This is a genomic window from Micromonospora sp. GCM10011541 (genome assembly GCF_042650725.1).
GTDB classification, from domain to species: domain Bacteria; phylum Actinomycetota; class Actinomycetes; order Mycobacteriales; family Micromonosporaceae; genus Micromonospora; species Micromonospora sicca.
In genome coordinates this window covers 231,360-243,555 of record NZ_JBHSBP010000099.1, presented here as the reverse complement: position 1 = coordinate 243,555, position 12,196 = coordinate 231,360, and the positions used below count along the sequence as shown (strand labels likewise).

At 71.6% G+C, this 12,196-nt stretch carries 14 protein-coding genes; 12 read left to right on the top strand and 2 right to left on the bottom strand.

Features of this window, described 5'->3' with window-relative positions; translation table 11 throughout:
- Positions 1–118: 118 nt before the first annotated feature.
- The 4 genes from ACFOYX_RS33345 to ACFOYX_RS33330 all read left to right on the top strand — a co-directional run bounded on the left by ACFOYX_RS33345 (position 119) and on the right by ACFOYX_RS33330 (position 2,651).
- Positions 119–859 carry a DUF2267 domain-containing protein gene (locus ACFOYX_RS33345; RefSeq protein WP_322475072.1) on the top strand — a complete coding sequence of 247 codons (741 nt, stop codon included), beginning with the start codon at positions 119–121 and terminating at the stop codon, positions 857–859.
- Positions 860–938: 79 nt separating this feature from the next.
- The gene (locus ACFOYX_RS33340; RefSeq protein WP_322438748.1) at positions 939–1,388 is read left to right on the top strand and encodes a VOC family protein; all 450 of its coding nucleotides are present in this window, start codon (positions 939–941) and stop codon (positions 1,386–1,388) included.
- Between the two features lie 33 nt (positions 1,389–1,421).
- The gene (locus ACFOYX_RS33335) at positions 1,422–1,814 is read left to right on the top strand and encodes a DUF2267 domain-containing protein (protein WP_322438747.1); all 393 of its coding nucleotides are present in this window, start codon (positions 1,422–1,424) and stop codon (positions 1,812–1,814) included.
- A 90-nt stretch (positions 1,815–1,904) separates the two neighbouring features.
- On the top strand, positions 1,905–2,651 hold the full coding sequence (locus ACFOYX_RS33330; protein WP_322438746.1) for a hypothetical protein: 747 nt from the start codon (positions 1,905–1,907) through the stop codon (positions 2,649–2,651).
- A gap of 54 nt (positions 2,652–2,705) precedes the next feature.
- Here the strand turns inward: ACFOYX_RS33330 and ACFOYX_RS33325 are convergent, their stop codons facing one another.
- Entirely contained in the window at positions 2,706–3,920 is a 1,215-nt protein-coding gene (locus ACFOYX_RS33325) for a hypothetical protein (RefSeq protein ID WP_322438745.1), read from the bottom strand.
- 113 nt (positions 3,921–4,033) lie between these two features.
- On the opposite strand from ACFOYX_RS33325, the gene ACFOYX_RS33320 reads away from it, so the two are divergent.
- The 3 genes from ACFOYX_RS33320 to ACFOYX_RS33310 all read left to right on the top strand — a co-directional run bounded on the left by ACFOYX_RS33320 (position 4,034) and on the right by ACFOYX_RS33310 (position 5,986).
- Positions 4,034–4,615, top strand: a complete 582-nt coding sequence (locus tag ACFOYX_RS33320; RefSeq protein ID WP_322438744.1) for an RNA polymerase sigma factor — start codon at positions 4,034–4,036, stop codon at positions 4,613–4,615.
- Positions 4,608–5,327: a hypothetical protein gene (locus ACFOYX_RS33315; protein WP_322438743.1), complete on the top strand. Its 720-nt coding sequence runs from the start codon at positions 4,608–4,610 to the stop codon at positions 5,325–5,327. The genes ACFOYX_RS33320 and ACFOYX_RS33315 overlap by 8 nt, the downstream gene beginning before the upstream one ends.
- Before the next feature lie 134 nt (positions 5,328–5,461).
- Positions 5,462–5,986, top strand: coding sequence for a hypothetical protein (locus tag ACFOYX_RS33310; protein WP_322438742.1), 525 nt, complete (start codon positions 5,462–5,464; stop codon positions 5,984–5,986).
- Positions 5,987–6,095: 109 nt separating this feature from the next.
- Here the strand turns inward: ACFOYX_RS33310 and ACFOYX_RS33305 are convergent, their stop codons facing one another.
- On the bottom strand, positions 6,096–6,515 hold the full coding sequence (locus ACFOYX_RS33305; protein ID WP_322438741.1) for an MmcQ/YjbR family DNA-binding protein: 420 nt from the start codon (positions 6,513–6,515) through the stop codon (positions 6,096–6,098).
- A gap of 138 nt (positions 6,516–6,653) precedes the next feature.
- Between ACFOYX_RS33305 and ACFOYX_RS33300 the strand changes: the two genes are divergently transcribed.
- The 5 genes from ACFOYX_RS33300 (at position 6,654) to ACFOYX_RS33280 (ending at position 12,183) form a co-directional block, all read left to right on the top strand.
- Positions 6,654–7,769, top strand: coding sequence for an exo-alpha-sialidase (locus ACFOYX_RS33300; RefSeq protein WP_322438740.1), 1,116 nt, complete (start codon positions 6,654–6,656; stop codon positions 7,767–7,769).
- The gene (locus ACFOYX_RS33295) at positions 7,766–8,074 is read left to right on the top strand and encodes a MoaD/ThiS family protein (protein ID WP_109804521.1); all 309 of its coding nucleotides are present in this window, start codon (positions 7,766–7,768) and stop codon (positions 8,072–8,074) included. The genes ACFOYX_RS33300 and ACFOYX_RS33295 overlap by 4 nt, the downstream gene beginning before the upstream one ends.
- Positions 8,075–8,884: 810 nt before the next feature.
- Entirely contained in the window at positions 8,885–9,136 is a 252-nt protein-coding gene (locus ACFOYX_RS33290) for a hypothetical protein (RefSeq protein ID WP_322438739.1), read from the top strand.
- A 120-nt stretch (positions 9,137–9,256) separates the two neighbouring features.
- On the top strand, positions 9,257–10,825 hold the full coding sequence (locus ACFOYX_RS33285) for a TIGR02677 family protein (RefSeq protein ID WP_322438738.1): 1,569 nt from the start codon (positions 9,257–9,259) through the stop codon (positions 10,823–10,825).
- Entirely contained in the window at positions 10,822–12,183 is a 1,362-nt protein-coding gene (locus ACFOYX_RS33280) for a DUF2398 family protein (RefSeq protein ID WP_322438737.1), read from the top strand. Before ACFOYX_RS33285 ends, ACFOYX_RS33280 begins: the two co-directional genes overlap by 4 nt.
- The last annotated feature ends 13 nt before the right edge of the window (positions 12,184–12,196 follow it).

The window sequence follows — 12,196 nt, the reverse complement described above, 5'->3', positions numbered from 1 at the left end:
GCGGCCGTGACGGGCGAGGGCAGGATCCTGTCGTCCTGGGCCGCGGAGGCGGAGACCGCCATCCGAAGCCACGCTCACGACACTGGCGGAACGGATCAGTGGCATTCGCCCGATCGGGGTGAGGCAGGGTCACCCCCCGTCCCGGAATGCTGTCGAGGTACCAGTTCGCTGCGCGACAACCGGGTTGAGGATCACGGGTGAGGTCAAGGAGCGCGAACGCAGGGGGAGCCTCCGTCGCTGGGAACGCAGGGTCGGCCAGTTCGAACCCGTCGCGACGCTGCCGTGGGACGTCGACTCGAACAGCGTCGACGCGGGTCTTTCCGGCGGGCTGTTGGCCGTACGCGTGGGCAAGGTGCACCGAACCGAACCGCGGCGCATGGGGTCAGGGGCTCGCAACTGGCGGTTCGACGGCGATCGGGCCGGAGAGGAGAATCAGGTGGAATACCAGGATTTCATCAACGCAGTAGCCACGCGGGCAAAGGTGTCGACCGATCAGGCGGCCGCACTCACCCGCGCGACGTTGGAGACATTGGCGGATCGGATCAGCGCCGGCCAGGCTGAGGACCTTGCCTATCAGCTTCCGGAAGGGCTTGACGATCCCCTGCGCAAACCGCCACCGCTCAGAGGTAGAGGGGAACATGCCAAGTCGCTCGGGCTCGAGGAGTTCGTGGATCGGGTGGCGGCGCGCCCGGCCGTCGACCGTGCGCTCGCGCGTGCCGGGGTCCGCGCGGTGCTCACCACGCTACGTGAGGCTGTTTCCCGTGACGAGTTCGAGAACGCGGTGGCCCAGCTTTCGAAGGATTTCTGGCAGGTGATCGAACCGGTGGGTGCCGGTGGCGGGCGGCGCCCCGGCTCGTAGCACGCACAGTTGAGGCAGGAGCAGGTGTGCCCGCGTCGCACGCGGGTACGCCGCTGCCGACCGGACCGGGGAGGCGTGGATGGCGATCGAGGCGCCGGACTACTTCCAGCCCGAGGGTGGACTGGTGCTCACGCACCTGCTGATCGTGCGGGATGTGGACCGTTCACGGGAGTTCTACCGACGGGTGCTGGGAGCGACGGTGGTGCGGGAACGGCAGCCGGCGATCCTGCGGTTCCACAACAGCTACCTCGTGATCAACAGCGAGGGCGGTCCGACCGACGACAAGCCGGACGTACGAGCACAGGCGCCGCCGGATTCGCACACGCTCAGCAGCGCGATGAACATCCGGGTCACCGACGTCCGGGCGGTCTATGAGCAGTGGCGGTCACGGGGTGGGGAGTTCTTGACCGAGCCGAAGGATCACGGCGTCGAGATCCGGTGCTACCTGCGGGACCCGGACGGCTACCTGATCGAGCTCGGTCAGGCCACCGGGATCCTCGCCGAGATGGGTAGGGGCGCCGCCGCCTGACGGGACGCGACGCACGGTCCGGAAGGAGAACGCGTGAACCACGCCGAGTTTCTGGCAGCGGTGGGGAAGCGGGCGGGAATGCCGGCGGCGGAGGCGGAGACCGTCATCCGAGCCACGCTCACGACACTGAGGGAAAGGATCAGTGGCGGCGAGGCCCGCGACCTGGCCACGCAGCTCCCCGAGGAGTTCCGCGGGTACCTGCACAAGGAAGTGGACTTCGCCGAACAGCTCGACCTCGTGGAGTTCCTCAACGAGGTACGGGCGCGCACGGGAATGGATGCCCAGCGGGCCGCTGACGGGGCCCGCGCGGTACTGACCACCCTGCGCGAGGCGGTGAGCGCCCAAGAAGTCGAGGACCTGGAAGCCGAGCTGCCAACGGTCATCCGGCAGCTCCTTTACCCGGTTGGCCGCGGAGTCGGGGCGTGATCCGAGCCGTCCCCTGGCGCGGTCCGAGGCGATGGGCGGCGCTGGTCGGGGCAGGCGTTGGTCGCCGGTCGTTTCGGGTACCCGGACCGAATGGCTGAGCTGCTTGAGGACGGGGACATCTACTTCCTCTACCGTCCGCGCGTCGAGCAGGAGCACGTCGACTCCCTGGACGAGGTGCAGCGGCTGTTGGTGGTGATGCACCCGTGGCAGGGGCGGCACCTGCGGCTGCTCGTGGTCGGGCGTAAACGGCTGCCCGACATCGACGAGCACAACCGGTTCTGGGCGTTCGTCGACGAGGTGGTGGACCGGCCCGAGCAGTTGCACGAGGCACTGCAGGCACGCAGGTACGCCACGAGGACCCGCGCCGAACGGGAGCAGCCCCCGGCCCGGCCCGCCGCGGAGGGCGCTTACGTGATCGCGCGGCATGACGACCACACCCATCTCGCGTACGAACTCGAACTCCCGACCCGGCCCGGCGAGGCGCAGCACGACCTCGGCATCGAGTCGGAGGCGAGTTACATCATCACGGTGAAGAACCCGCAGGCGCCCTCCCCACCGGGCGTCGGTCTGCGTGGTTCCCAAAAGGTCAAGCTGCCCGCTCCACTGCAGAAGACGTTCCACGGTCGACGCTTCGCCCCGCTCGACCCGCCCGGCTTTCTCGACCACCCCGGGACCGAGATCCTGCTGATCGGCGCGGCCCACGACGCCTCCGAGGAGTTGTGCATCGACCTGGACGCGGAGGTCGAGCGAGCGGACCGGAGCACGATCTTCGGGGATCTGCGGATCGGGCGTCGGGAACGCCCGATCGCCCCGCTCTTCGAGGGCGAATGGGCCTGACCCGCACGACGTACGTACGTGCAGGTGTGACGGGCCAGACCTGCATCCGCACCGTCAGGCGTGGCCGGCCAGGCCGTGCACGCCGACGAGACCGGGGACAGCGACGCGGCCCAGCTGGGTGCCGGTGCCGGGATCGTGCCAGCTCACGCCATCGTTCTGGCCCACGTAGAGGCGTCTGCCGTCGCGGCTCAGCACGAGGCCGGACACGGGTTCGCGGACCCGCCAGTCAGCCGTGCGGCCGAGGCGCGTGAGATCCATCGCCCGTACCGCCGTACCGGCGCCGATGAAGAGGCGGTCGATGTCGGCGGCGGCGTGTGCGGTCCCGGCGCCCCGGGACTGCGGGGCTGTCCGGCGTACGGTCAGCTCCTCGGTGTCGATCTCGGCGACGGTGCCCGACGTGACGTCGGCGACGAAGAGCCGACGTCCGTCGGGGCTGATCGTCATGGCGTGGCCGTTCGCGGCCGCCTGACCGAACGGGTGCGGCAGGTCGACGCAGTACGCCCATCGCTCGTTGACGCTCAGCGTGTGGACGAATGCGTGCACGTTGCCCGGTCGCCCGCTGACCAGGTTGCGGGTGTGCTGGTGGTCCGGCTGGTGGGTGTAGAGCGTGTAGAGGATGGTGCGATCCGGCGCGAGCACGGCCTGGCGCCCGTCGCCGCGCATCTCCTCCTCGGCGCCGGGCGGCACCGGCGTCTTGGTTCGGGTGTAAAGCGGGCCGGGCGTCCTGGTGGCGAGGTCCACGACGCGGACCCGGTAGCGGTCCGGTGCCGTCGCCGGGAGCCACTCGAGGACGAAGAGCCCGGCGAGATCTCCGGTGAACGTCTCCGGTACGAAGTTGCCCCGCAACTCCAGCCGGTGCTGGACGCCGGTGACGTCGGCGATCAGCACGGGGGTCACGTCCCGCCCCTCCGGGCGCCCCCTGGTGGCATTCACCTCGTTCGAGGTGAGCGCCACCGTCGTACCGCTCGCCGAGACGGCCCGCGGCACCCAGCGTCCGGGCAGCTTGACCCGAGTGGAGGTGCCGCCCGTGGCGGTGTCGATCCGCCAGAAGGCGGTGTCGGCGCCCTCGGGTGCGGTCGCGTAGATCGACCGCCCGTCGGCGGTGGCGAGAGAACGCGGGATGGTCTGCCGGTCCGCACCACGCAGTACGCCAAGCCCGTCGTCGACCTCGACGAGCAGTGCGTCGGGGATCGTGACGGCGCGGGCCTGGTTCGGGCGCCGAGCTGGATCGCAGCCGACCAACGCTGCGGCGCCCGCACCGGCGAGCACGGTCAGAACGGTTCGACGCGAGATCCTTGTCGTGGTCATCATGCCCCGGTGACACCGCCACACCCGTCGAGGTTCCACGCCGCGCCTGGAACCCACACGGTGCGGGCGGTGTCATGAGGGTGATCCCACCGGAGGTTCCACTGGACGACGAAGCGCTCGTCACCCGCGCTCGGGACGGTGACCTGGGGGCGTACGACCTCCTGGTCGCCCGGCACACCGCGTCCGCCTATCGGACGGCGGTGCTGCTCGGCGCGGGTTCGGATGCGGAGGACGTCATCCAGGAGGCGTTCGTGAAGGGATACCGCAACCTGTCCCGCTATCGGGGAGAGTCGTCCTTTCGCTCGTGGCTCCTCGCGATCGTCGCCAACGAGACCCGCAACCTGCACCGTTCACGCAGCCGCCGCGACGGACTCGTCCTGCGGGCCGCGGCGGCGAACCCGGAGTCGGAGATCGCCGAGGACGGCGCGGTGGGCGGGGTGCTCGCCGCCGAGCGCCGGGCCACGCTGGTGCGGGCCCTGCGGCTGCTGCCGGCGAAGGACCGTGAGGTGATCGTGTGCCGATTCCTCCTTGATCTCAGCGAGGACGAGACCGTGACGATGCTGGGCTGGCCCCGAGGCACGGTGAAGTCGCGGACGTCCCGAGCGCTGGTGAAGCTCCGCGGCCTGCTCGAGCGCGAGGAGGTGCGCCGTGGATGACCTCGAACGGGAGTTGCGTGACCTCGCCGCGTGGCTGGCCACACCCGACGCGCCCGACGTGGCCGACGAGGTACGCGCCCGACTGACCGCGCCCGCGCGGAGGCGACGCCGGTGGCGCTACTACCTCGCCGCAGCGCTCGTCGCCCTGCTCGTCGCGGTGCTGCCACCGGGGCGCGCCGCCCTCGCCGACGCCGTGGCCGGGCTGCTGCGCTTCTCCGGAATCATCATCGACACGTCGTCGGCGCCGGTCCCGCCCACCGGCAGCCCGTCGCCGCTGCCGTCGCAGCGGCCCGCCTCCCTCCACGAGGCGCAGGGGATGCTCCGCTTCCCGATCCGCCTCCCGGCCAAGCTGGGCCCGCCCGAGCAGGTGCTGGTCGCCGACGTCGATGGCACCGGCGCCTACCGGGTGGTCACCCTGCTCTACCGCGGGGGTGCGCTGCGCCTCGATGCCTTCGACGGTCGCCTCGATCCGGTCTTCCAGAAGCAGGCCGCCGGGCCGGGAGTGGACTGGGTCCAGGTCGACGGTGGCTTCGCGGTCTGGATCGGCGGCCCGCACGCGCTGGCCTACGTGGATCGGGCGGGCATAGTCCACGTGGAGACCGCGCGGCTCGCCGCCTCGACCCTGATCTGGGAGGAGGCGGGCGTGAGCTACCGGCTGGAAGGCGACCTCACCAAGGGCGAGGCGATCGAGATCGCCAACTCGCTGAATTGAGGGCGGGATGGCGATCGCTCGGGGTGACAGTCGGGCCGGCAGATCGGGTGGGGAACTCGGAGGGCCCGACCGGTGTCCTGATGGTGCGAGGCACGAGTCATCGGCGGGCGCGGCGTTTGTCCGGAGGGCGCGAGATGGGTTCATGGGGCAGGGTGTTGCTGGGTTCGGCGGTCCTCTTGGCGGCCTGCACGACCACGGGGCGGTCGGCCACTCCGGTCGGCGCTGCGGCCACCACGGCCCCGGCGAATCCGCCGGCGAGCGCCGCGACGGGCTGCGGCTCACGGGTCGAGACGGGTGTCCTGCCTGACTGGGCGGACGGCGGGTTCAGTGGGGAGGCCCGGATCCCGCACGTCTTCGGCGCGAACGGGGACATCGTCGCGGTGCTGTTCGGTCACCCGCTGGCGCTGGGCCGGGACGAGGGGCCCAGCAACAAGATCCTCTGGGTCGCCAAGCCTGCGGCGACGTCGTCCGACCCGGCGTCGCCCGCCACCCTGGCGATCACCGCGACGCTGGACGGGACCGACACGCGGGTGACCCGGGAGGTTGCCGGCGGCCCCGGCCCGTCGATCATCGACCTGCCGCGGGCCGGCTGCTGGCACCTCGAACTCCACTGGTCCGGGCACACCGACACCATGGACCTCGTCTACGCCGAGGGCTAGCGTGATGCCGAGCACCGTTGTCGACGGCGTGGCGACGTGAGACGTGGAGAGCCTACGGCGGTAACCGATGATGCTGGCGACCCGTGGGCGTCGGACGCCCGGAGTTCGGCTACTCGAGATCGATCGGCCGGTCGACCAGGGCGGCCAGCCGCTTCGGCGCCAGGACGCAGTAGCTCTCCGTGAGCAGCTCGGCGACCTCCTCCCAGTCGACGCCGTCGTCGAGCACCATGCCGACGACGTCGGCGCCCCAGCCCGGCTTGAAGAACGGGTGGCCGCTGGCGATCAGCCCGGCGATCTCGTCGCCGGGCGACCGGAACGTCAACACGCAGATCGGCTGGTCGCTCGTGGCAGCTCGGGCGTAGGCCGCCTGGTGGTCGGGGTCGGCCGTGAGCACGTGGGCGAACGTGCGTTTGCGGATCCGCCAGCGCGTTCCCACCCACGCCGGCTCCTCGTAGGTCTCCGGCAGCCCGAGGCAGACGGGCCGGAGCCGGTGGAGGATCTCGGGTGGGACGTCCCCAGGGCCAGTCATGTGCGGGACGCTAGCCGGCCCCTCCGACAGGCCGGAGACGTCGATTCGTCGTACCTGGGGAGTACGACTGACGGAGACCGATGAGTATCGGCGTGGTGGACGGTCTACCCAAGGGAAACGAGTGGAAAGGATGAGGGTATGAGTGGCGTACGGGTGCTGGTAGGCACGCGCAAGGGCGCGTTCACGTTGACCTCGGACGGCAGGCGCGGCGACTGGACGGTCGAGGGACCGCATTTCGGCGGCTGGGAGATCTTCCACCTGACCGGGTCGCCGGCCGACCCGAACCGGCTCTACGCGTCCCAGTCCGGTGGCTGGTTCGGGCAGTTGATCCAGCGCTCGGACGATGGCGGCAGAAACTGGACCACCGTCGGCAATGACTTCGCCTACTCGGGCGAGGTCGGTGAACACCTGTGGTACGACGGGACCCCACGCCCGTGGGAGTTCAAGCGCGTCTGGCACCTCGAGCCGTCCCGCGACGACCCCGACACGGTGTACGCGGGTGCGGAGGACGCCGCCCTCTACGTCACCACCGACGGCGGTCAGAAGTGGACGGAGCTCACCGCCCTTCGTACCCACCCGACCGGACCGTCGTGGCAGCCCGGCGCCGGCGGGATGTGCCTGCACACGATCATCCTGGACCCGGTGAACAAGGACCGGATCTACGTCGCCATCTCGGCGGCGGGCGCGTTCCGCAGCGACGACGCCGGCGCCAGCTGGCTGCCGATCAACAAGGGTCTGCGCTCCGGGGAGATCCCCGACCAGGACTCCGAGGTCGGCCACTGCGTGCACCACATCACGCAGCACCCGTCCCGGCCGGACACCCTGTTCATGCAGAAGCACTGGGACGTGCTGCGCAGCGACGACGCCGGTGCGAACTGGCGCGAGGTCAGCGGCAACCTGCCGTCGGACTTCGGGTTCCCGATCGCGGTGCACGCGCACGAGCCGGAGACCATCTACGTCGTGCCGATCAAGAGCGACTCCGAGCACTACCCGCCGGAGGGCAAGTTGCGCGTCTACCGCAGCCGCACCGGTGGCGACGACTGGGAGCCGCTGACCAAGGGCCTGCCGCAGTCCGACTGCTACGTCAACGTGTACCGGGACGCGATGGCGGTGGACACGCTCGACCCGTGCGGGATCTACTTCGGCACCACCGGTGGCCAGGTCTACCACTCGGCCGACGGAGGCGACAGCTGGGCGCCGATCGTACGGGACCTGCCGGCCGTGCTCTCCGTGGAAGCCCAGGTGCTGCCGTGATCCGGGTCGTCCTCCCGGCCCACCTGAAGAACCTGGCGCATGTCACCGGCCCGGTAACGCTCGAGGTGACCGGTCCGCATGCCGGGCCGGTCACCCAGCGCCTGGTGTTGGACACCCTCGAGGCGCGATATCCGATGCTGCTCGGCACGATCCGCGACCGCCACAGCGGCAAGCGCCGCGCGTTCGTCCGCTTCTACGCGTGCGAGGAGGACCTGTCCAACGAGTCGCCCGACGCGCCACTGCCCGAGCGGGTCGTCGCCGGCGAGGAACCGTTCATCATCCTCGGAGCGATGGCCGGGGGATAGGCCGGCAAAAGGACATCCGGCAGCTCCTTTGTCCGGTTGGGCAGCAGAGTCGGGGCGTGATCCGAGCCGTTCCCTGGCCCGGCGGCGGTCGGCCGGCGCTCGGACCACGGTCACAACGTGCTGTTGGAGGACTAGGCTAGGGGACGTGGTCGTCTGATCATGTTTCTTGGCTCAGGGTGGCCAACCGGCGGGCATCGCCGTTTTGTCCATGGTTTCGTCCGGCGGATCGCGGCTGGCAGTCGCCACCGCGGACCGCCATCCTGACGTTGTGTGTGGGAAGGGTCGATATGTCCGACAAGTCTCCCCAGAAGAGCAGTATGAAGAAGCCAGCCATGACTTTGAAGGAAAAGCGGGCGGCAAAGAAGGCCAAGCAGGCGGACAAACCTTCCGCGATTCCGCCAACCGGCCACTGAGAGAACGTACGGCCGCCGCTCGCGCGAACCGACGTTGACGTGGCGGTGAGGACTTGGGGCGGCCCGGGCTGATCAGCCAGTTGTGAGCCGGTCGAGGGTTTGTGGCGGCCGGATGCGGGTCCGGGCCGTAGCCGATGGTGGAGGCGAGGCGCACGTCGGCGGTGAGCAGCCCGCGAGCTGCGCGCCGTCGCCGGCCAGGTGCACCACCGACCACCCCGTTCTGGTACCTCGGCGTCCTGGGCACCCATCCCGACCAGCCGGTCGTCGCCGGGGCCACGCCGTCATGGGGGCCGGATTGCGCCGCGCCGCGGCGGAGGGCGTGCCGGCGCATCAAGGACGCGCTGCGCCGCTGGCAGTCCGACCAGGCCCGCGCCCGCGACGCCCGGGGAAACGAGCGGTGACCCAGCGGTACGTCATCCACCTGCCGGTCGTCGCGAACGACCTGCCCGCCGCGCAGCGCCTGGCCCGGGTGGTCGGCCGTTGGCTGCTCGTCCTGCCGCAGACCGACCCAGGCGAGACCACCGTCTCCGCCGAGGACGACCAGAACGTACGCCATCGGGTCTTCTGCGACCTGCTGATGCCCGGCGGCCGGCGCTGCCTGCTCCGCGCCGACCACGACGGCCCCTGCGCCCGCACGCTGCGGCGTTGAGCGGAGAGCGTCCCGGCTGACCGCAGCGGCGTCCGACACTCGTCGGCCGTACGTTGGGCGTGTCAGCGGGCGTCGGTAGGCTGGTCCGACCCGGGACTCAGCCCGCCTGGAAGGACGACGATGACCGCACAGCCGTCGAGGCACACCTTCGGCCTGGACGAGTTCGGGCTGGACGACCGGATGCGCCTGTTCGGCTACGTCACCGCGGAGAACCGGTTCGCCTACCTCTGGCTGCTACGCGCCTTCGACTCGGCGCGCTCCAGCTATCACGTAATGCTGCACACCGCCGACGTGGCCGCGGCGATGGAAGCATTGCACGAGGCCAGCCCAGACTGCCCAGACCCGGCCGAGCTGGAGCTGCCCCGGCTGCTCGACGCGCTCGTGGAGTGGGGGATCCTCGACCGGGGCCAGGACGCCACGCGGGCGACCACCCTCGCGGAATACCGCAACCGGCACTCCGTCTACCAGTTCACCGAGGCCGGTTACCGGGCCCACCGGGCGGTGGAGGCCGTGCTCACGGCGACGATGGACGACACCACCCTGTCCCGCCTGGTCTTCGCCGACCTGCTCGCCGACCTGACGGCGCTGGCCGCGGCCAACGAGGCGGGAGACGCCGAGGAGGTCTACCGCAAACTCAACCGGCTCGACCGGGCGCTGGCTGACATCGCCGAGCGGGCCGCCCGCTTCTACCACATGCTGGGCGACCTGAGCCGCACAAACGACGTACGCCCGGAGGCGTTCCTCACCCACAAGGACGCCCTGCTGGCCCACCTGCGAGACTTCCACGACGAACTGCAGCGCTACACGCCGCGCCTGCGGGCGGCGGTGCACGAGGTGGAGGCGACCGGCCTGGACCGTCTCATCGAGGCGGCGGCCGAGGCCGACGAGCGGCTCTTCCACACGCCGGTGGAGCGGCTGGAGGACTGGCGGCGTCGCTGGCGCGGGCTGCGGTCGTGGCTGGCGCCGCCGGGGATGGCGGAGGCCAGCGAGGCCGACCGGCTCGCCGACGCCACCATCGCCGCGATCGGCGACGTGCTGGCGCTGCTGCGCCGGGTGACCGAGGCCCGCCGCGGCGGGGTGAGCCGCGAGTCGCAACTGCGCCACCTGGCCACCTGGTTCACCCGGGCCGGGTCGCAGGAGGCCTCCCACGCGCTCTTCGACGCCGTGTTCGGCCTGGGCGGTCCGCGGCACGTGGCAGTGACCCATCCGGACCCGGAGGCCATCGCGACCCGGCTGTCGTGGTGGGAGGCGCCGGCGGTCGAGCTGTCGCGCACCCTGGTGGCGACCGGCCGGGCACCCGGCCAGGGCCGCGGCCGGCCGGCCCGGGTCGACCGCGGCGACGACCGCCGGCACCGGCTGCGCGCCGACCAGCTGGCTCGGGAGCGCCAACTCGCCGCCGCGGCGACCGTCCTGGCGGAGGAGGGCCTCGCCGGGCTCCGGCTGGACGAGGCGCAGAGCGGTGTCCTGCTGCGCCTGCTCGACATCGCGCTCGCCGCCCGGGTCGGCGGCGCCGCGCCGGCGCCGCTGGCCGCGGCCGCGCACGGCGTCCGGCTCACCCTCACCCCGACGCCGGGTCGGTTCACCACGGTGGCCACCACCGCCGGTTGTCTCCACCTCGACGGGTATGCGCTGAGCGTGACCGCCGCGACGCACACCGCGGTCCGCCGCCTGGAGCTGGTCTCGGCATGACCGAACCGACCCGTCACCGGTTCGCCGCCGACATCAGCGACCTGGAACTGGCCGACTACCAGCGCGCCGTCCGGCTGGTGCTGCGCCACCCGCTGATTACGGCGACCTGGCCGGACGAGCGGGCGCTGCCACGGGTCCGGCGGTTCGCGGCGACCCTGGGCCGGGACCTGTCCGAGGCGTTCGGCTACCGGCTGGAGTTGCACGGCGCCACGGCACGGCTGGTCCGGGCGAAGGACCGGTTGGATCCGACCCAGCCGGCGCTGTCGCGCACCGGCCGCGCGTTCGACCGCCAGCGGTACGCGTACCTGGCGTTGTGCCTTGCGGTGCTGGGCCGCACCGGTATCCAGATCACCCTCAGCGAGCTGGCGGACTCGGTGGCCGCTGACGCGAACCGGATCACCGGCCTGGGGCTGGACCCGGACCACGGCGCGGACCGGCGGGCGTTCGTGGACGCCGTCGGCTGGCTGGAGGAGCGCGGTGTGCTCCGGCTCGCCGACGGTTCCAGCGTCGCCTGGGCCAGCGACCCCGGTGCGGGCGAGGCGCTGTACGACGTGGCGCGGGACGTCGTGCTCGCGCTGTTCCGCCCGACCCGTGTCCTGCAGCATGTCGAGTCGGTGACAGCGCTGCTGGACCGGACGATGGCCAGCAGCGGCAACGCCGAGCGGCGTCAGGCCGCCCAGGTCGCCCGACGGGCGGTGGTGGAGGGCCCGGTGGTTTATCTGACCGACGTCGAGCCGGCGGTCGCCAACCACCTGCGGGGCGCGGCGCTCGCCGCCGACCTGGTCCGGCTGACCGGGCTTCGGCTGGAGCGACGCGCCGAGGGCGTGCTGCTGGTGGACACCACGGGCTTCACCGTCGAACGGTTCCCGGGCACCGGTTCGGTGGCGCAGGCCGCCGTGCTGCTCGCCGTCGAGATGGCCGACCGGGCCCTCGACCCGGACGGCCGCCGGGTCCGGCGGCTCGCCCCGCCCGACCCGCACGCCCGGCAACGCGCCCTGGTCGACCAGCTCGACGCCGGCCTGCCAACCGCCACGCAGGTGCTGCTCGACGACGCGGTGTCGCTGCCCCCGACCGGGGACGACCCGGTCGACGCGACCGGCGAGGGCCGCCTTCCCCTCATCACCGACAGCTTCCTGCGGGACGCGGTCGGGGAGATTCTGCGACGGTACGGGTCCGCGTTCGGGGCGCAGTGGCACGCCGACCCGGAGCGGCTGCGTACCGAGGCGGTGGCGTTGCTGGAACGGTTCGGCGCGGTCATCCGCGTGCCGGGCGGCGTCCTGGTCCAGCCGCTGGTGGGCCGCTACCGCCACACCGTCGCCGCGGTCCGGCAACGGGCCGTCACCGAGACCCTCTTCTGACCTTGGAAGCCTT